This is a genomic window from Bradyrhizobium sp. 187, from assembly GCF_023101005.1.
GTDB classification, from domain to species: domain Bacteria; phylum Pseudomonadota; class Alphaproteobacteria; order Rhizobiales; family Xanthobacteraceae; genus Bradyrhizobium; species Bradyrhizobium canariense_D.
On record NZ_CP064693.1, the window covers coordinates 4411114 to 4427509 of the forward strand.

Sequence of the window (16396 nt, forward strand, 5' to 3'; positions counted from 1 at the left end):
GCCGGATTCCTCGCTAGCGGGATGACAGCAGAGTTTGTGGATGTTGGATGCTAGCAGGATGCTCCTGTTTTGCCCGACGAGTCAAACGGCAATGCTGTGCGCATCAGCCGTTTTGCAGCCGACGTAAGCCATTGATCCGACTAGTGTCGGCTACTGTGCATGGGGTTGTTTTCGCGTTTTTTTACGCGGGCGTGTGCCAGCGGCCTCACGCCGCGTGCGACACCACGCGATTGCGGCCGTCGTGCTTGGCGCGGTACAGGGCGGTATCGGCGCGCTTGAGCACGTCGCCAACCGCCTCGCCCTTCTGCTCCAGCGTGGTCAGGCCGATCGAGATCGTGACCTCGATGCGCTTGGTGCCCTTGTGGATCGCAAAGGGCTCGCCGGCGATCGAGCGGCGCAGGCGCTCGGCGACCATGCCCGCGACGTGGAGATCGGTCTCCGGCATCACGATGACGAATTCCTCGCCGCCGTAGCGACAGGCAAGGTCGATGCCGCGGATCGACTTGCGCACCCGCACGGCGAATTCGCGCAGCACGTCGTCGCCGGCGTCGTGGCCGTAATTGTCGTTGATCGACTTGAAGTAGTCGATGTCCAGAATCATCAGCGCCAGCGGCTTGCCGCGCGTTGCGGCCTGCTCGGCCAGCGTCGCGAGATGGCTCTCCATGTAGCGCCGATTGTGCAGCCCCGTGAGCGCGTCGGTGATCGCCATCTCGATCGAATTCTGCACGTTGTCGCGCAAATGGTCGGTGTAGCGGCGACGGCGGATCTGGGTGCGGGCACGCGCCAGCAGCTCGATCTTGTCGATGGGACGCAGCAGATAGTCGTTGACGCCGATCTCGAGCCCGCGCAGCAGCCGCGTCGCGTTCTCGGGGTCGGCGATCGCCAGGATCGGCACATGCCGCGTGCGCTCCAGCGAGCGCGCCTGGCTGCACAGCCGCAGGCCGTCGAAATTGTTGAGGTCGAGCGAGACGATCAGCAGATCGTAATTGCCCTCGGCGGCGTGGAACAGCGCCTCCGTCGGGTTCGGCTCGACGTCGATGGTGTGCTCGGCGGCAAGGATCGTCGCCAGCCGCTCATAGGAGGACTGGCGGTCGTCGACCAGCAGGATACGGCCGCCCTTGCCGGTGTCGGAGATCGCACTGCGCTCGGGCGCCTGCATGCCGATCTCGAGCGAGGTGATGGCGCGCATGCGCAGCTCGTCCGTCATCATCTTCAGCCGGGTCAGCGAGCGCACGCGCGCGATCAGCACGACATCGGAGACGGGTTTTGTCAGGAAATCGTCGGCGCCGGCTTCCAGCCCGCGGTTGCGGTCGGACGGGCTGTCGAGCGCGGTGACCATCACGACGGGAATGTGATGCGTGGCCGGATCGGTCTTGAGCCGGCGGCAGACCTCGAAACCGTCCATGTCCGGCATCATGACGTCGAGCAGGATGATGTCGCATTCGGCGCGGGCGCAGATCGCCAGCGCCTCGGTGCCGTTCGCGGCGGTCATCACGTCGAAATATTCGGCGGACAGGCGGGCTTCGAGCAGCTTGACGTTGGCAGGGACGTCATCGACGACGAGAATACGCGCGGACACTGTGAACTCACTTCCTATCCGATGAAACGTCGGACCGTCTCAATGAATTTGCCGACCGAGATCGGCTTGGACAAATAGGCCTCGCAGCCGCCCTCGCGGATGCGCTCTTCGTCGCCCTTCATCGCGAACGCCGTGACGGCGACGACGGGAATGCTGCGCAGCTCCGGATCGTCCTTGATCCAGCGCGTCACCTCCAGGCCCGAGACCTGCGGCAATTGGATATCCATCAGCACGAGGTCGGGCCGCATCTTGCGAACGAGGTCGAGCGCCTCGTAGCCGTTGCTGGTGCCGGTGGTCTGGTAGCCGTGCGCCTCCAACAGGTCGCGGAAGAGCTTCATGTTGAGCTCGTTGTCTTCCACGATCAGGACGGTCTTAGCCATCCCGCCCTCCTGATTGGTCCGCAGACCGATGCATGTGACGCCTCAGGCGCCGGTCGCCGGCGCTTCGAAAACTGGATTCAAACTAGCCTCGAATTCGCTTGAGTTTCGTTAAACCCGAGGGCCGACTTTCTGCGATGTGGTTTCCAGTTGCTTGTCGGGGGTCGCAAGACTTGGGTAAGAGACTGGGCAAGAGACTTGGAAACGAGACTCGGGCATGGTGGCCCCAAAGTAGACACCGAAAGTTAACGGAAAGGCAAACCGGCCACGTGAAAAAGCCTGTTCACAACCCGCGCGAAGTCGCTGAAATCGTTGCGCTTCAGGCGCTGTCTTTCGTCGCGGGCGAACCCGAGCGGCTGGGCCTGTTCCTGGCCGAGACAGGGGTCGGCCCGGAGATGCTGCGCAATGCCGCCTCGGACCCCAATTTCCTGCTGAGCGTGCTCGATTTCGTGATGCGCGACGACGCCACCGTGAAGGCTTTTGCCAGCACGGCGGAACTGCATCCGACCAACGTTGCCGCAGCGCGGCAGGTTCTCGGCGACGCGCTCGGCGACCCCAATTGGGAGCGCGACGTGCCGTGACCTCCTTGGAGACGGCCGGGCCCCGCTGCTTCTGCCGGGATTGTTCGGCCGATCTGGATATGGGCGTGCGGCGCTGTTCCGCCTGCGGTTCCCCCCGCCTCGCCCGCCACCGCGCGCTCGCAAGCCTGACCATCGCCCATATCGACTGCGACGCCTTCTACGCGACCGTCGAGAAGCGCGACAATCCCGACATCGCCGACAAGCCCGTGATCATCGGCGGGGGCAAGCGCGGCGTGGTGTCGGCCGCCTGCTACATCGCCCGCACCTACGGCGTGCGGTCGGCCATGCCGATGTACAAGGCGTTGGAAGCCTGCCCGCATGCAGCCGTGATCCCGCCGAACATGGCGAAATATGTCCGGGTCGGGCGCGAGGTGCGCCAGGCCATGCAAGCGCTGACGCCGCTGGTCGAGCCGCTTTCGATCGACGAGGCGTTCCTCGATCTCTCCGGCACCGAGCGGGTGCACGGCATGATCCCGGCCAAGGTGCTGGCGCGGTTCGCACGCAACATCGAGCGCGACATCGGCATCAGCGTCTCGGTCGGCCTCTCCTGCAACAAGTTCCTGGCGAAGATCGCCTCCGACCTGGACAAGCCGCGCGGGTTTGCTGCGCTCGACCAGGACGAAGCGCGCCTGATGCTGGCGGAGAAGCCGGTCGGTTTCATTTTCGGCGTTGGACCCGCGACGCAGGAGCGTCTGGTGCAACGCGGCTTCCGCATCATCGCGGACCTGCAGAAGGCCGACGAGATCGAGGTGATGCGGCAGTTTCCGAGTGACGGCCGCAGGCTGTGGCGACTCGCGCGCGGCATCGACGACCGCCGCGTCGAGCCCGATCGGGGCGCCAAGACGATTTCGAGCGAGACGACGTTCGAGACCGACATCCGGGACTTCGCGACGCTGGAGAAGATTTTGTGGCGGCTGTGCGAAAAGACGTCGTCTCGCCTTAAGAGCAGCGAGCTCGCCGGCCTGACCGTCACGTTGAAGCTGAAGACCGCCGATTTCCGCCAGCGCACCCGCTCGCAGTCGATCACGGCCCCGACGCAGCTTGCCGCGAAGATCTTCTCGATCTGCCGCGAGATGCTGGCGAAAGAGATCGACGGCACCGCCTTCCGCCTGATGGGCGCCGGCGTCAGCGCCCTGCGCGAGGGTTCAGTCGCCGACGACACCGACATGCTCGACCGCCGCGCCGCCCATGCCGAGCGCGCGGTGGACAGCTTGCGCAAGAAATTCGGCAGCGCCGCAGTGATCCGCGGCATCGCGTATGAGGGGCCGGAAAAGGCGCAGGAGTGATGACAGGCGAACGCGACCTCCACGCACTGCTGAGACACATGAAGCCGGAGATGCGGCCGGGCATCTTCGTGTTCTGCACGATCCCGACGAACGAGCCAGTTCCCGCAGCGCTCAGTCCACTGCTGACGTTTTGCGAGCAGGAAGGAACGACGCTGGTGCTCCTGCGCGAAGAGGCCGAAGCGGCAGGACTACGCCACGCATTTGCATCGTGCCTGATCACCCTGACGGTTCACTCCGCACTCGATGCGGTCGGCTTCCTGGCGGCGATCACGGCACGTCTCGCCGCAGCCGGCATCAGCGTGAACGCCGTGTCGGCGTTTCACCACGATCATTTGTTTGTGCCGGCAGACAGGGCCGACGACGCGATGGTTCTTCTGCGAGAGATGTCCAACGCAACACACTTGTAGCGAAAGATCTCAATCCGCGACAGCCACCGCTTCGATCTCGATCATCCATTCCGGCGCGGCGAGCGCCGAGACGCCGACCAGCGTGCTCGCCGGCGGCTCCATACCTTCGAAGAAGGCCGAGCGGGCCTTGCCGATGATCGGGCGCAGCTCCGGCTTGTAGTTCACGACGAAGGTCGTGATCTTCACGATGTTGGCGTAGCTCGCGCCGGCCGCCTTCAGCGCATGCCCGAGATTCTGCATCACCTGCGTGGTCTGCGCCGCGAGATCGCCCTCGCCGACAATCCGCCCCTCCTCGTCCACCGACACCTGGCCGGAGATGTAGATCGTCCGCGCCCCCGTGGCGGTGACGACATGCGAATAGGCGGGATTGTGATGCAGGCCGCTGGGACGGAGATGATCGAGCTTGGGCATGACGAGCCTCCCGGATGTTTGTGGTTGGGAGGAGCGTAGCCAGAGACCGCGTTGCAGGCCAGCCCTCAATTGCAGGGCTTGCTGTCCTTCGCGTCGAACTTGCCCATCGCGCCCGAAATCACAAAATCGTTGTAATCGAGCACAAGCTGGCGCGAGACGCCGTTCTCGTAGAGCTCGAACGCCATCGCATAGACCGGCGTCTGCTCGCCTTCCTTCTGCTGGGCCTCACGATCGAAATAGCTGACGGTGACGGGCCAGCGCTTGAGGGACTTCATGTGCTCGTCGGACGTCGAGGGATCGGGCGAGCCTTCGCGTTCGGCGGGGATCGGCTGGCCGATCACGGTCAGCGTGTTGTAGACCTTTTGGCCATCGTCGGAGCCGTCATAGACGGAGAGTTCGAGCAGCGACTTGCCGTCCTTGGCGGCGGCAATGATGCGCTGGATCTGTTCGGTCGGGAATACGATCTTGCCGTCGAGCGTAAAGCTCTTCGGGGCCGGCAGCTTCAGCTTGACGTTGATGTGGTCGCCGTCGCGCTCAGCCGAGCCGTCGACCCGGCCGGCATCCGCCTCGTTCATCCGCGTCTCGATCTTGAAGCGGTAGCTTTTGCCGCCGGCGTCCTCCCAGGAATTGGAGCGGAGGTCGCTGAGCGTGACCTTGCCCTCGCCGCTGTCGAGCTCGGAAACCTGGCGGAATTCGGAGGTGTAGCCCTCGCACGAACTTCCGGTGAAATTGTAGAGGATGCGGCCGCGCGCGCTGTTGATCGAATTCGAGCGCGATTTCACCAGGCTCAGATCATAGAGCGCCTGATGCGCGAGAAACGGACCGTTCGCGGCCAACGCCCCGCCTCCGGGGCCGAGAGCGGCCGCCGCGAGCGCCGTCACACCGAGCGAAGTCCGGAAAAGGTGCAGCATGTCTGGTTCCTGAGGAAAGCGCAGATTCGACATTTTAATGACCGTTCCATTGCGTCGCAACTGAGGCCGTTTCACGTAAAGTTGCGGCCTTTGCGTTGAACCTCCTGCCCTGCCTCAACAAAATGCCACCCCCGACGGTTGCTTGCATGTGGCGGCACGATGGGCGAAACAGGGCCCGCCCGGCCTGCAAGGGATGCGCCGGGGCGGATGGATTTTTGGACAACGAGGTCGGACATGGCGGGCACGGTCGAGCAGAAGCTGGCGGAACAGGGCATCAAGCTGCACGAGGCCCCCACCCCCGTGGCAAACTACGTGCCGTTCGTGCGCACCGGTAATCTGCTGTTCGTCTCCGGCCAGGTTTGCTTCGATCCCGCCGGCAAGCTGATCGCCAAGGGCAAGCTCGGCGCCGGCGTGACCATCGAAGACGGCGCCGCGGCCGCCCGCGGCTGCGCCGTCAATCTGCTGGCCCAGGTCAAGGCGGCGCTGGGCGACCTCGACAAGGTCGTGCGCGTGGTGCGCCTCGGCGGCTTCATCAACTCGGCGCCGGACTTCCTGGACGGGCCGAAGGTCCTCAACGGCGCCTCCGACCTGATGGTCGCCGCCTTCGGTGACAAGGGCCGTCATGCCCGCACCACTGTCGGCGTCGCCTCCCTGCCCGCGGATGCGGCGGTCGAGGTCGAAGGCGTGTTTGAGGTCGCCTGAGGCGAATGCGCGCTCCTGATTGGCTGACAGCCCGCCCGGTCGCCCATCGCGGCCTGCACGACATTTCCCGCGGCATCGTCGAGAACATGCCGGGCGCGGTGCAGGCTGCAATTGCGGGCAATTTCTCCATCGAGGTCGACATCCAGCTCTCCGCCGACGGCGAGGCCATGGTGCATCACGACCATGCGCTCGGCCGCCTGACCGAGGCCACCGGCCCGCTGGTCGAGAAAACCGCCACTGAACTGAAGGCGCTCACGTTCAAGGACACGGCCGAGCGGATGATGTCGCTCAGCGACCTCTGCGCCCTTGTTGGCGGCCGCGTGCCGCTGGTGATCGAGGTTAAGAGCCGTTTTGACCGCGACCGCAAGCTGGTGAAGCGGATGGCCGAAGTGCTCGCGTCCTATGATGGCCCCGCGGTCGGCATGTCGTTCGACCCGGACCAGGTGCTGGCGCTGCGCGAGCTGCTGCCATCCCGCCCCCGCGGCATCGTCGCGCAACGGAGCTATCAGGACGACTACTGGGCTCATCTGACGCAGCAGCAGCGCGACAGCATGCTGTACCTGCGCCATGGTTTTCAGACCCAGCCGCAGTTCGTCGCCTTTAGGGTCGACGACCTGCCCGCCCCCGCCCTCTGGATCGCCCGCAATGTGTTCGGCTGCGCTCTACTGGGCTGGACCGTGCGTACGACCGAGCAGCGGACGCGGGTCGCGCAATATGCGGATCAGATGATCTTCGAGGGCTTCGTACCCTAGGCTTGATGTTTCCCACTCTTGAAGTCGCTGCTGCAATGCACGATCTTGGGCACGATGGCACCATCCGAAATCACCCTTGAGGCCGTACCTTCCATTGGCGAAGTATCGCCGGACGACTGGGACGCCTGCGCCAATCCCGGCGGCAAGTCTTGTAATGGGCATGGCAAGGGAACCTCATCCGGACTTCCAGGGGATTCCCTCGGCCTCTCAAAGCCCGGCTATAACCCCTTCGTCTCCCACGCGTTTTTATCGGCCGTTGAGAAATCGGGTTCGGCCACGATCCGCACCGGCTGGGGACCGCGGCATCTCGTGGCCAAGGTCGACGGTCGCGTCGCCGGCGTCGTGCCCTGCTATCTGAAATCGCACTCGCAAGGCGAATATGTCTTCGACCGCGGCTGGGCCGATGCCTATGAGCGCGCCGGCGGGCGGTACTATCCGAAGCTGCAGGTTTCGGTTCCGTTCACGCCGGCGACGGGACCGCGGCTGCTGGTCCGCGACGGCGTTGACCGCGAGCACATCATGGAAGCGCTGGCGAGCGGGTTGGTGGCGCTGTGCGGTGTCAGCAAGGCTTCCTCGGTGCACGTCACTTTCGCCCGCGAGGCGGAGTGGAAGCTGCTCGCCGAGCACGGCTTCCTCCAGCGCACCGACCAGCAGTTCCATTGGCACAACGAAGGCTTTGCGAGTTTCGACGATTTCCTGGCGACGCTGAACTCCCGCCACCGCAAATCGATCAAGCGCGAACGGCGCGATGCGCTGGCTGCCGGGGTCACCATCCACTGCCTCACGGGCAAGGAGATCACCGAGGATGCCTGGGATGCGTTTTTCATGTTCTACATGGAGACCGGCTCGCGCAAATGGGGCCGCCCTTATCTGACGCGGGAATTCTTCTCGCTGATCGGCGAAACCATGAGCCAGGACGTGCTGCTGGTCATGGCATGCCGCAACGATCGCTGGATCGCGGGCGCGATCAACTTCATCGGCTCGGACACGCTGTTCGGCCGCAACTGGGGTGCGGTCGAGCATCATCCCTTCCTGCATTTCGAGGTCTGCTATTACCAGGCGATCGACTTCGCCATCAAACGCGGTTTGGCGAATGTCGAAGCCGGCGCGCAGGGCGAGCACAAGATCGCACGCGGCTACCTGCCGCGGACCACCCACTCCGCTCACTTCATCGCTGATCCGGGCTTGCGCCGCGCCATCGACGATTACCTCAAGCGCGAGCGCGCCTATGTTGCGGAAGCCGGACGGGAGCTGGCCGAGCTCGGCCCGTTCCGCAAAGGCGCCGACGAGGCGCCTTGACGGTTCGTTGCGGCTGGTGACAGTAAGCGCAAAATTCCAGGGAGCCGCCGCCATGACCGCCTACGACCCCGACAACATCTTCGCGAAGATCCTCCGCGGTGAATTCCCCTGCCACAAGGTTTACGAGGATGAGCACGTGCTCGCCTTTCTCGACATCATGCCGCGGGTACCGGGCCACACGCTGGTGATTCCAAAAGCTCCTGCCCGCAACATCCTCGACATCAAGCCGGACGACTACGCCCACGTCGCCCGCGGCGCACACAAAATCGCTGCCGCAGCGATGACGGCGTTCAAGGCCGACGGCATCACCGTGCAGCAGTTCAACGAGGCGGCCGGCGGACAGGTGGTGTTTCATCTCCACATGCACGTGATGCCGCGCCACGACGGCGTGGCGATGCTTCCGCCCGCCAGCCGCAAGGAAGACGTCAAGGTGCTGGAAGAGAACGCGACCAAGCTGATCGCGGCGTTGAAGGCGGGCTGACGCTCTCCACTCGTCATTGCGAGCGCAGCGAAGCAATCCAGACTGCCTCCGCGGCTACAGTCTGGATTGCTTCGTCGCAAGAGCTCCTCGAAATGACGGAGGAGACACTTCACTCCGTCTGAAAATCTCCCGGCTGCGGGGCGGCCAGCGGCGTGAACTCGCAACGATCTGGTTTGATGTCGATCAGCGGCGTGTTGTCGAGGCAATCGAGCCCGCGCACCAGAATCGCGTTGCCTTCGATGCCGACCAGCTTCACGATCGACGTGCCGATCGGATTAGGGCGCACCGGCGAGCGCAGCGAAAACGTGCCGCGGGTCTTCTCGTTGTTCTTAGGGCTTTGCAGGACGATGTCGCGGCGCGACTTGTCGAGCCAGTAAAGCACTTCGAGATTGCTGTAGAAATCGACGCCCTTGATCGCCGGCACGAACGGCTCGAAGATCTCGAGCCGACATATCGGGCCGTCTGTCCGGCCCTGCCGCGGGGTCTCCATCCGCGAGCTCCAGGGCGTGCGGATGCGGCCGATGAAGACGAGTCCGGCATCTTGCGTCGGCGGCAGCTCGATGGAGACTTCACCCTCGCGGAGCTGGTTTTCGCGAACCATATGTCCAATTCCCTGCTGTTCGCCGGCGGTTTTAGCCCAACCACCACTTGCCGGCCAGCATGAAGACTTCGCCCGCGACCACGCCCGCGAAGATCGAGCGGCGGGCCAGCAGGAAGACGACGAGGCCGGCGCCGACCGCACCGTAGCGCAGGGCGTCCGGCACGCTCGCAAGCGCCCCGGGGGGCTCGACCACGATCTGGGCGATGACGCCGGCCAGGGTCGCCGTGGCGACCGCCCGTACCCAGACCAGAAGCTCGGAGCCCTCGTCGATGCCGCCGCCGAACCACAGGCCCAGCATGCGCCATATCTGGTTGGGAACAACGCCGGCGACGAACAGCACCGCCAGCGCGTGCCAGTCGCCGATGAGCTGCGCAAAGCTCATGCGCGCACCTCCCGCCACCAATGCGCGCCATAGGCAATCGTGCCCGCCACGAGCCCGCTGACGAGGATGTCGAGGCCGGAATTGATCTTCGCGGCCAGTGGATACAGCAATATGCCCAGCGCGAGGGCGACGACATCGGCGAGCTCGCGGCTGTTGCGTGCGGTCGAGAACAGGAAGGACAGCGGCGTCAGCAAAAGGATCGCCGCGCCAAGCGTCTGAGTCAGATTGGCGGCAAGGAAATAGCCGACCGCATTGGCGGTGAGACACACCGAGACAAGACCGAAGCCAAGTCCGTTGACGAAGGCGATCCGGCGTTCACGCGGTACCTGCGGCAGGAAGCGATGGCATTCGACCCACAGTGTCACCGCGGTGAGATGCGCCGCGAAAAACAGCTCGCGCCGTTTCGTCGTCGGCGTGCGCATCAACGGCAGCACCGAGACCACCATCGGAAACAGCCGGATCGCACTGACGGTGACCGCGATCGCGGACTGGACGATCGTCGCGCCGGAGCCAAGCGTGGTGATCAGGATGATCTGCGCCGGACCTGCCCAGACGAACAGCGTCGAGCAGAGCGCCCAGAGCAGGCTGAAATGTGTGTCGTGGGCGAGCGCGCCGATGCCGAGATAGGTCACGAACAGCACGAGCGTGAGGATGGTCTGCGTGATCGAGCGCAGCCCCCACGCAAAGGCGCGCCAGGGACTTTGCCATTGAGGTGAATTGAGCGGAGGAAGCGCCACGGGGAGTCTTGGCCGGATGAGGAATCGTGCCCGCATAACGGGCAATGCGGCGCCTCGCGTCAAGAAAGCGCACGGCGGGGCTGGCATGCACGCTGGGACAGATGCCCTACCCGCTCACACCGCGATTCTTCAGCACGAAGCACGCCCCGCCGGCCTTGCGGATGCGACCGCAGAGTTCATCCGCCTCGCTCCGCGTATCGGCGCCGATGCGCACCTGGTAGAAGGCGCGCGTGCCGCGGCTGCGCATCACCGAGCTGAGCAGGCTCGGATCACGTTCGCCGATCACGGCGCTCAGCCGCGTGACCGCGCGGGAGTACATCGCCAGCGCGCGGTTGCGGTCAAAGCCCGCGGCGAGCTGCACGCCCCAGACCTTTGCAGCCGCAAGCTCCACATGCTGCTCGAGCTCGGCGACGAAGGCATTCGGCGCGCGCTTCAAAAGCGCCATCAGATCGCGGCAGCTCGTCGGCGGCACGCTGGGCGGCCCCTTGCCGGTCGCGCCTGCCTTGGCCCACGCATCGACGCTCGTGCCGGTGATCGCAAGAACGTAATTGCGGGTCTGCTCGGGCATGCCGCCGGTGCCGGCGAGCCATTCCTGCACCCGGCGCGGCCCGGCATTGTAGGCGGCCGCCGCCAGCCCCAGATTGCCGAACTGGTTGCGCAGCTCGTTCAGGAATTCCGCCGACTTCGGCAGCGCCTGCACCGGATTGAAGGGATTGAGCAGCCCGCGCTCGCTCGCGGTGCCCGGCATGAATTGCGCGATCCCCTGCGCCCGCTCGCCGCTGCGCGTCACCGGCCCGACCGCATCGGTCTGGAAGCGGCTTTCCTGCCAGATCACGCGGGCGAAGAACTCCAGCGGAAGATTGGCATCGCGCGCCGCGGCCTCGATGATCAGGCAGATCGACTCCCGCGTGTCGCTCTCCCGCGCACCGGGCTTCTCCGGCTGCACAGCGAGTTCTTCGACGCTTGGGATGGCAACGTCGGTCTTGGCGGGCGAACTGTCCCATGCCGCGGCCTGGGTCGACGAGACAAGCAGCGCGGAGATGATGCACATCGCAATCTGCACCCATCGCGCGCAGGCACGGCGGTAGCGCGCCTCGGCGCGGCATGCGACAGTGTGATCAACAATGTTGTGGCATCGTGCCATGGTTCGACGGGTCGCCAATATTATGCTGCCTGACCTGCTTCTCCCAATGCGTTACCCCGCCAACCGGATCCGCGCGATCCTTGTCCTCGCCGCGCTCATCCTGAGCGTCGCGCCAGCCGCCGCGCAGGTGACGTCTCAAGTCGCGTCTCAAGTCAATTGGCGGATGACCACGGAATACCCTGAGAATAACATCTCCGGGATTGGGCTGGCGACTTTCGCCAGCCGCGTCTCCGACCGTACCCACGGCTTCGTGACCGTGACTAACGCCTTCGACAACCAGCTCAAGATCAACTCGGGCGAGATGCCGCGCGCGGCGCTGGACGGCCGGATCGCGGGCGGCGATGCCTTCGCGGGCGCGCTCTCGGGCCTCGACCCTGTGCTCGGATTGTCCACCCTGCCTTTTCTCGTGCAATCGGTGGATCTCGCCCGGGCCACCAATCTGCGGGCGCGACCGCTCTATGAGAAGGCGCTGGCTGCGCGCGGCCTCAAGCTGCTCTATGTGACGATCTGGCCGGCCACGGGCCTCTGGTCGGAGCAGTCGCTCGACGGTGCTGACGACCTGCCGAAACTGAACCTGCGAACCTACGATGCCAATTCCACCGAGGTCATGCGCGCAGCCGGCGCGAACGCGCAATTCCTGCCGATGGATGCGGCGCTCGCCGGACTGAGGGAACACCGGCTGAATGCCTTCCTCACCTCCGGCGACGGCGGCGCGGGACGCAAATTGTGGGACTTCCTGCCGCATTTCACGGCCATCAACTACGCGATGCCAATCTCGATCGCCTTCGTCCGCAGCGACGCCTTTGCCGAACTGTCCGAACCGATGCAGCGCGAGGTGCTGGCGGCGGCGGCCGAGACTGAGCAGAGCCAGCTGGCGCTATTGAGCCACCGCACCATCGAGAACTATGCGCGCATGCGCGACAATGGCGTCCATATCGCCGAGCCGGCGCCTGCGTCCCTTGTCACGGAGCTGCGGAAGGCAGCAACGGGCGCGATCACCGCCTGGGAAACCCGGGCAGGCGCGGAGGCGACCGCCATCGTCGAATGGGCGAGACAGCAATGAGGGAGCGGTAGCGGCGCTCCGCTGGTCTCGCTGCCTACCGCCTTAGTTTTGACCGCAACCGGGATTTCGCCCCGGATGGCGCGGTCGAGGGCATCAATCAGCGCCTGGATCTCGATAAACTTGTTGCGCGCTCGCTCGGCCGTGTCGCGCACAAAGGGGGCGGCCAGCACTTTCGCATGCGCGTCCCTGTCCTCGATCATGCGCTCACGGGCCTTCTTCAGGGTTTCAAGTCGCTCGCTCATCCGGCCTCTCCTGAAAAAATCGTCTCGATCCCTCGTCCGGACTCGTTGATCGACGAGCGCGGCGAACGAGCAACCCTCAACAGCCGCGGCAGATGTTCTTCAGCTTCGCCGCGGTTCTGGCCTCTTCCGCCACGAACGGGTCCTTGTAGGCAGCACGGGACCCATCGCCTTCCGCAGCAGCGGGCTTTTTTTCCTTCGGAGGAAACGCAGCATCGTAGCAGGCGAGACGTCCGCTCGTGCTTTCGATCGCCCGGCAGTCCGGTCCTGCCGCGACAGCGCCTTGCGACAGTGTGCCAAGTATCAATGTGCCAAGCATCAATGCGACGAGAAGCGCTCTCCGGCGGATCCAGTCGACCAGACGAAATCGAGTCATGCACGCTCCTGCTCAGTCGGCGGGAGCGCTGGTGACCCTCAGTCACCGGTCGATGCCAATGGAAAGGCGGTGATGGCGCGACTCTACGCTTCCCTCCCGCGAATAGCGAGCTTTAAGGGATACGCGGTATCGGGAAGGCGATTTTCGGCGTGACAATGGTTGCGCGTTTGCCTTGGCCCCCGGCCTCGTTTAGGTCTGGCAATAGGCGGCGGTATCAACACAGGCGCGACAATATGGTGACCATTTATTTCGATCTCGACGGCACGCTGACCGACCCGAAGCCCGGGATCACGCGCTCGATCCAGTACGCCCTGGAGCGGCTCAACGTTGCGGTTCCGAGCGAGGACGAGCTGACCTGGTGCATCGGGCCGCCGCTGCATGCCAGCCTGCAAAAGCTCACGGGCAGCGCGGAACTCGCCGACCGGGCGCTGCTGCTCTATCGCGAGCGCTTCAGCGACGTCGGCCTGTTCGAGAACGAAGCCTATGCCGGTATCGTGGACACGCTGACAACGCTTGCCGCGACAACACCGCGCATGTTCGTGGCGACCAGCAAGCCCGCGGTCTACGCCACCCGTATCGTCGAGCATTTTGGCCTCAAACCGTATTTCGAGCGGGTGTTCGGCTCCGAACTCGACGGCACGCGCGTCGACAAGCGCGACCTGCTGCGCTACGCGCTCGACGAAGCCAGGGTCGATCCCGCCAGCGCGATCATGATCGGCGACCGCAGCCATGACGTGGTCGGCGCCCGCACCAACGGCATGACCGCGATCGGCGTGCTCTATGGCTACGGCAGCGAGACCGAGCTGCGGGACGCCGGCGCGCATCACATCTGCGCCGCGCATCCCGAGCTGCTCGGCCATTGCGTGATCTAACTCTATCAAGCGGCGACGGTCTCCACCGCCGCCAGCATGCCGGTCTTGGCGTGACAGTTCAGGTACTCGAAGAACTGCTCGTCGGCAGCAGCCACGGTGACCTCGTGGTAGAGCCGCAGTTTTGCCGAGGGGCCGAGCGTCGACAGGTACTTCATCGCGGCGCCGAATATCCTGACGTGGGACGGATGCGATTCCGCCCACCGCTCCAGCGCCGCCAGGCTCTTCCACCAGCTTTGACCGTAGGACTTTTCACTCGCGTCCCCGCCGGCTGCAAGCACGCGCATGTAACGGTTGGCGTAACAGCCGATGCCAAGGCCGTCATCGCGCAAGAAATCCATGCCCTCGCGCAACACCGGTTCGACGTCGTCGAGATAGAGCTTTCGTTCAGAGGTCTCGGTATCGCTCCAATCCTGGCCTGATCGGATCAGACAGAGATTGTCGTGCGCCTTCACGCGCAGCCGCGCGCCGTCGCGGATCAGCTCGGGATTGCCGCCCGGCGACATCGGGCCGGTCTGTGACAGCGGGATGCGGTCGCGCATGCCGCCCCAATAGGCGTGCTCCTGCACCTCGCCGCTCATGCCGCCGGAGATTGCGGCGACGCCCTCGGGCCGGCCGAGCGAGGAAAACAGCGTCTCGTGCCGCGCCACCGTGGGGCGCAGCACCTCGATGAACGTGCCGATGCCCTCGGGCTGCGCTCCGGTCCAGGCCTCGCGCGCCGATGCAAACCATTTGTCGAACCGCGCAATGTCGTCCCAATAGGCCACCGAGACGACGTTCTCGTAGCCTGCCTGATCAACATATTGCGCCCGGTCCCAATGCGAAGGACCGCCTTCCGCGGCAAACCGCGCCGCGATTTCGGCGAGAGCGTCCGTTGCAGCAGCTGCCGCCGTGCCGCGATACTGAAGGCCGAAATAGGCCATCACGACCCGGTTCACGGAAGGCTTATAGCGCGCCACGAAGGACGGGTATGGCGGCTGGTAATCGTCCGGCACGCGCTTGTGGCGCGTGCGCGGCGTCTCGAGATGCAGAGGAATTGCGGATTCCATGATCGTGCCTCCCTCGATTGCGGCGATCAGCTCGCCGCCGCGGCAATGTCCGTGGGCTCGACGGTGTCGACCGGCAGCGCAAACTGCTCGACGCGCTGGTATCGCTTCTTGTTGAGCAGGAGCCGGGTCACGTCGGGGCGCGAATAGTGCCCGGCTGGATCAGCGGCGTTCTTGGCGACGCCGATGGCGCCAAGATCGATCTCGGCGATCAAGAGGCCCTCCTGGTCCGGCGCGAGCTTATCGCCGATCTGGCTGCCATCGGGGCCGTAGATCGCAGCGAAGCCGCCGCCGGCATGCAGCAGCGCGTGCTTGTCCGGCCGATCACAGAGCTCGTCGATCATGGCTTGCGAGACCGTCGCGCAAGGCGCGAGCACGAAACAGGAGCCCTCGACCGCATAGACGCGCGAGGCGGCGTTGTTCACCTCGGCGCCGAGCGCCGGCGCGAAAGGATCGTAGAGCGAAAAGCTCGGCCAGGCCGCGACATGGACCTGCTCATTCTGGGCATACATGGCGTATTTCGACAGCGGCTGGAGATGCTCCCAGCAGCACAGGGCGCCGATGCGGCCGATGTCGGACCGCGCGTGCACGGCGAGATCGCTGCCGTCGCCCTCGCCATAGACCGTGCGCTCGGCATGGGTCGGCCGCAACTTGCGGCGCTTTGCGATGGTCTCGCCATCGGGCCCGATCAGCCATTGCGCCAGATAGAGACTGCCGCCGTCGCGCTCGGACAGACCGAGCACGGCAGTGAGCTTGGCCTTGCGCACGGCGTCGCGCAGCCGCTCGGCCTGCAGACTGTCATAGGACAGCGAATTGTCGAAATAGCGTTGCACGAAGCCACGACCGATCGCCCAGGCCGGCGAATCCATCCAGATGTGCCAGGGGTAGCCGGGGATGAAGGCTTCCGGAAAAGCGATCAGCTTGGCGCCCTTCTCGGCGGCGTCCCTGATCAGGGCGATTGACTTGTCGATCGAGGCGTCGAGATCGAGCCAGGCGGGCGCCGCCTGCACCACCGCGACCTTGTATTTCGGATGTTCGATGCCCATTCCCGCCTCCCTTGCCGGTTGATCGGAAGCCAGGTCCGATGCAGTCTATTTGACCAAGCCGGGCGGCGGGCGCTCGACCGCGGCGGAACAAAAACTCGACCGGACGG

General features: G+C 64.9%; 20 protein-coding genes and 1 pseudogene. 9 read left to right on the top strand and 12 right to left on the bottom strand.

The window, feature by feature from the left end:
• Positions 1-205 precede the first annotated feature (205 nt).
• Both IVB19_RS21165 and IVB19_RS21170 read right to left on the bottom strand, forming a co-directional pair.
• Positions 206-1579 (bottom strand): PleD family two-component system response regulator, encoded by a 1374-nt coding sequence (locus tag IVB19_RS21165; protein ID WP_018455158.1) that lies wholly within the window; start codon positions 1577-1579, stop codon positions 206-208.
• Positions 1580-1593: 14 nt separating this feature from the next.
• On the bottom strand, positions 1594-1959 hold the full coding sequence (locus IVB19_RS21170) for a response regulator (protein WP_007603272.1): 366 nt from the start codon (positions 1957-1959) through the stop codon (positions 1594-1596).
• Between the two features lie 266 nt (positions 1960-2225).
• On the opposite strand from IVB19_RS21170, the gene IVB19_RS21175 reads away from it, so the two are divergent.
• The 3 genes from IVB19_RS21175 to IVB19_RS21185 are packed head-to-tail and all read left to right on the top strand — an operon-like array spanning position 2226 to position 4230.
• The gene (locus IVB19_RS21175) at positions 2226-2537 is read left to right on the top strand and encodes a DUF3572 domain-containing protein (protein WP_027518410.1); all 312 of its coding nucleotides are present in this window, start codon (positions 2226-2228) and stop codon (positions 2535-2537) included.
• A complete protein-coding gene (locus IVB19_RS21180) occupies positions 2534-3823 on the top strand; it encodes a DNA polymerase IV (RefSeq protein WP_085395620.1) in 1290 nt (429 codons plus the stop codon). The genes IVB19_RS21175 and IVB19_RS21180 overlap by 4 nt, the downstream gene beginning before the upstream one ends.
• The gene (locus tag IVB19_RS21185) at positions 3823-4230 is read left to right on the top strand and encodes an ACT domain-containing protein (protein ID WP_085351383.1); all 408 of its coding nucleotides are present in this window, start codon (positions 3823-3825) and stop codon (positions 4228-4230) included. The genes IVB19_RS21180 and IVB19_RS21185 overlap by 1 nt, the downstream gene beginning before the upstream one ends.
• A gap of 9 nt (positions 4231-4239) precedes the next feature.
• Here the strand turns inward: IVB19_RS21185 and IVB19_RS21190 are convergent, their stop codons facing one another.
• Together IVB19_RS21190 and IVB19_RS21195 are read right to left on the bottom strand one after the other, a co-directional pair.
• Complete coding sequence (locus IVB19_RS21190) at positions 4240-4641, bottom strand: RidA family protein (protein WP_007603265.1); 402 nt, start codon at positions 4639-4641, stop codon at positions 4240-4242.
• 65 nt (positions 4642-4706) lie between these two features.
• Positions 4707-5552, bottom strand: coding sequence for a cell envelope integrity EipB family protein (locus IVB19_RS21195; protein ID WP_007611285.1), 846 nt, complete (start codon positions 5550-5552; stop codon positions 4707-4709).
• A gap of 234 nt (positions 5553-5786) precedes the next feature.
• Here IVB19_RS21195 and IVB19_RS21200 point away from each other — a divergent pair, with 234 nt between their 5' ends.
• The 4 genes from IVB19_RS21200 to IVB19_RS21215 are packed head-to-tail and all read left to right on the top strand — an operon-like array spanning position 5787 to position 8786.
• Positions 5787-6254 (top strand): RidA family protein, encoded by a 468-nt coding sequence (locus IVB19_RS21200; protein ID WP_007611287.1) that lies wholly within the window; start codon positions 5787-5789, stop codon positions 6252-6254.
• A 5-nt stretch (positions 6255-6259) separates the two neighbouring features.
• Positions 6260-7006 carry a glycerophosphodiester phosphodiesterase gene (locus tag IVB19_RS21205; protein ID WP_018455163.1) on the top strand — a complete coding sequence of 249 codons (747 nt, stop codon included), beginning with the start codon at positions 6260-6262 and terminating at the stop codon, positions 7004-7006.
• Positions 7007-7060: 54 nt separating this feature from the next.
• Positions 7061-8305: a GNAT family N-acetyltransferase gene (locus IVB19_RS21210; protein ID WP_204511402.1), complete on the top strand. Its 1245-nt coding sequence runs from the start codon at positions 7061-7063 to the stop codon at positions 8303-8305.
• A 52-nt stretch (positions 8306-8357) separates the two neighbouring features.
• A complete protein-coding gene (locus tag IVB19_RS21215) occupies positions 8358-8786 on the top strand; it encodes an HIT family protein (RefSeq protein ID WP_018455165.1) in 429 nt (142 codons plus the stop codon).
• 109 nt (positions 8787-8895) lie between these two features.
• Here IVB19_RS21215 and tsaA read toward each other — a convergent pair whose 3' ends face one another.
• From tsaA to IVB19_RS21235, 4 genes are all read right to left on the bottom strand, one after another.
• Positions 8896-9387: a tRNA (N6-threonylcarbamoyladenosine(37)-N6)-methyltransferase TrmO gene (gene tsaA / locus IVB19_RS21220; RefSeq protein ID WP_018455166.1), complete on the bottom strand. Its 492-nt coding sequence runs from the start codon at positions 9385-9387 to the stop codon at positions 8896-8898.
• A 31-nt stretch (positions 9388-9418) separates the two neighbouring features.
• The gene (locus IVB19_RS21225; protein WP_018455167.1) at positions 9419-9769 is read right to left on the bottom strand and encodes a branched-chain amino acid transport AzlD family protein; all 351 of its coding nucleotides are present in this window, start codon (positions 9767-9769) and stop codon (positions 9419-9421) included.
• Entirely contained in the window at positions 9766-10506 is a 741-nt protein-coding gene (locus tag IVB19_RS21230) for an AzlC family ABC transporter permease (RefSeq protein WP_018455168.1), read from the bottom strand. Before IVB19_RS21230 ends, IVB19_RS21225 begins: the two co-directional genes overlap by 4 nt.
• Positions 10507-10612: 106 nt before the next feature.
• Positions 10613-11557 (bottom strand): lytic transglycosylase domain-containing protein, encoded by a 945-nt coding sequence (locus tag IVB19_RS21235; RefSeq protein WP_162496378.1) that lies wholly within the window; start codon positions 11555-11557, stop codon positions 10613-10615.
• Positions 11558-11672: 115 nt separating this feature from the next.
• On the opposite strand from IVB19_RS21235, the gene IVB19_RS21240 reads away from it, so the two are divergent.
• The gene (locus IVB19_RS21240; protein ID WP_204513945.1) at positions 11673-12713 is read left to right on the top strand and encodes a TRAP transporter substrate-binding protein; all 1041 of its coding nucleotides are present in this window, start codon (positions 11673-11675) and stop codon (positions 12711-12713) included.
• Between the two features lie 47 nt (positions 12714-12760).
• Here the strand turns inward: IVB19_RS21240 and IVB19_RS40725 are convergent.
• Both IVB19_RS40725 and IVB19_RS21245 read right to left on the bottom strand, forming a co-directional pair.
• A pseudogene (locus tag IVB19_RS40725) lies at positions 12761-12955 on the bottom strand (hypothetical protein); the annotation flags it as partial.
• A 76-nt stretch (positions 12956-13031) separates the two neighbouring features.
• Positions 13032-13328, bottom strand: a complete 297-nt coding sequence (locus IVB19_RS21245; RefSeq protein WP_085351377.1) for a hypothetical protein — start codon at positions 13326-13328, stop codon at positions 13032-13034.
• Between the two features lie 233 nt (positions 13329-13561).
• Here IVB19_RS21245 and IVB19_RS21250 point away from each other — a divergent pair, with 233 nt between their 5' ends.
• Entirely contained in the window at positions 13562-14200 is a 639-nt protein-coding gene (locus tag IVB19_RS21250) for an HAD family hydrolase (protein WP_085351376.1), read from the top strand.
• A gap of 5 nt (positions 14201-14205) precedes the next feature.
• Here IVB19_RS21250 and IVB19_RS21255 read toward each other — a convergent pair whose 3' ends face one another.
• Together IVB19_RS21255 and IVB19_RS21260 are read right to left on the bottom strand one after the other, a co-directional pair.
• Positions 14206-15246, bottom strand: coding sequence for a phenylacetaldoxime dehydratase family protein (locus IVB19_RS21255; RefSeq protein ID WP_085384438.1), 1041 nt, complete (start codon positions 15244-15246; stop codon positions 14206-14208).
• Between the two features lie 26 nt (positions 15247-15272).
• The gene (locus IVB19_RS21260; protein WP_018455175.1) at positions 15273-16289 is read right to left on the bottom strand and encodes a carbon-nitrogen hydrolase family protein; all 1017 of its coding nucleotides are present in this window, start codon (positions 16287-16289) and stop codon (positions 15273-15275) included.
• Between the last annotated feature and the right edge of the window lie 107 nt (positions 16290-16396).

Bases quoted from the DNA above. Each gene is read 5' to 3' on its own strand.
- IVB19_RS21190 (WP_007603265.1), bottom strand. From the start codon at position 4,641: ATGCCCAAGCTCGATCATCTCCGTCCCAGCGGCCTGCATCACAATCCC.
- IVB19_RS21210 (WP_204511402.1), top strand. From the start codon at position 7,061: ATGGCACCATCCGAAATCACCCTTGAGGCCGTACCTTCCATTGGCGAA.
- IVB19_RS21170 (WP_007603272.1), bottom strand. From the start codon at position 1,959: ATGGCTAAGACCGTCCTGATCGTGGAAGACAACGAGCTCAACATGAAG.
- IVB19_RS21200 (WP_007611287.1), top strand. From the start codon at position 5,787: ATGGCGGGCACGGTCGAGCAGAAGCTGGCGGAACAGGGCATCAAGCTG.
- tsaA (WP_018455166.1), bottom strand. From the start codon at position 9,387: ATGGTTCGCGAAAACCAGCTCCGCGAGGGTGAAGTCTCCATCGAGCTG.
- IVB19_RS21225 (WP_018455167.1), bottom strand. From the start codon at position 9,769: ATGAGCTTTGCGCAGCTCATCGGCGACTGGCACGCGCTGGCGGTGCTG.
- IVB19_RS21235 (WP_162496378.1), bottom strand. From the start codon at position 11,557: ATGTGCATCATCTCCGCGCTGCTTGTCTCGTCGACCCAGGCCGCGGCA.
- IVB19_RS21185 (WP_085351383.1), top strand. From the start codon at position 3,823: ATGACAGGCGAACGCGACCTCCACGCACTGCTGAGACACATGAAGCCG.
- IVB19_RS21240 (WP_204513945.1), top strand. From the start codon at position 11,673: ATGCTGCCTGACCTGCTTCTCCCAATGCGTTACCCCGCCAACCGGATC.
- IVB19_RS21255 (WP_085384438.1), bottom strand. From the start codon at position 15,246: ATGGAATCCGCAATTCCTCTGCATCTCGAGACGCCGCGCACGCGCCAC.
- IVB19_RS21215 (WP_018455165.1), top strand. From the start codon at position 8,358: ATGACCGCCTACGACCCCGACAACATCTTCGCGAAGATCCTCCGCGGT.
- IVB19_RS21195 (WP_007611285.1), bottom strand. From the start codon at position 5,552: ATGCTGCACCTTTTCCGGACTTCGCTCGGTGTGACGGCGCTCGCGGCG.
- IVB19_RS21245 (WP_085351377.1), bottom strand. From the start codon at position 13,328: ATGACTCGATTTCGTCTGGTCGACTGGATCCGCCGGAGAGCGCTTCTC.
- IVB19_RS21250 (WP_085351376.1), top strand. From the start codon at position 13,562: ATGGTGACCATTTATTTCGATCTCGACGGCACGCTGACCGACCCGAAG.
- IVB19_RS21205 (WP_018455163.1), top strand. From the start codon at position 6,260: ATGCGCGCTCCTGATTGGCTGACAGCCCGCCCGGTCGCCCATCGCGGC.
- IVB19_RS21260 (WP_018455175.1), bottom strand. From the start codon at position 16,289: ATGGGCATCGAACATCCGAAATACAAGGTCGCGGTGGTGCAGGCGGCG.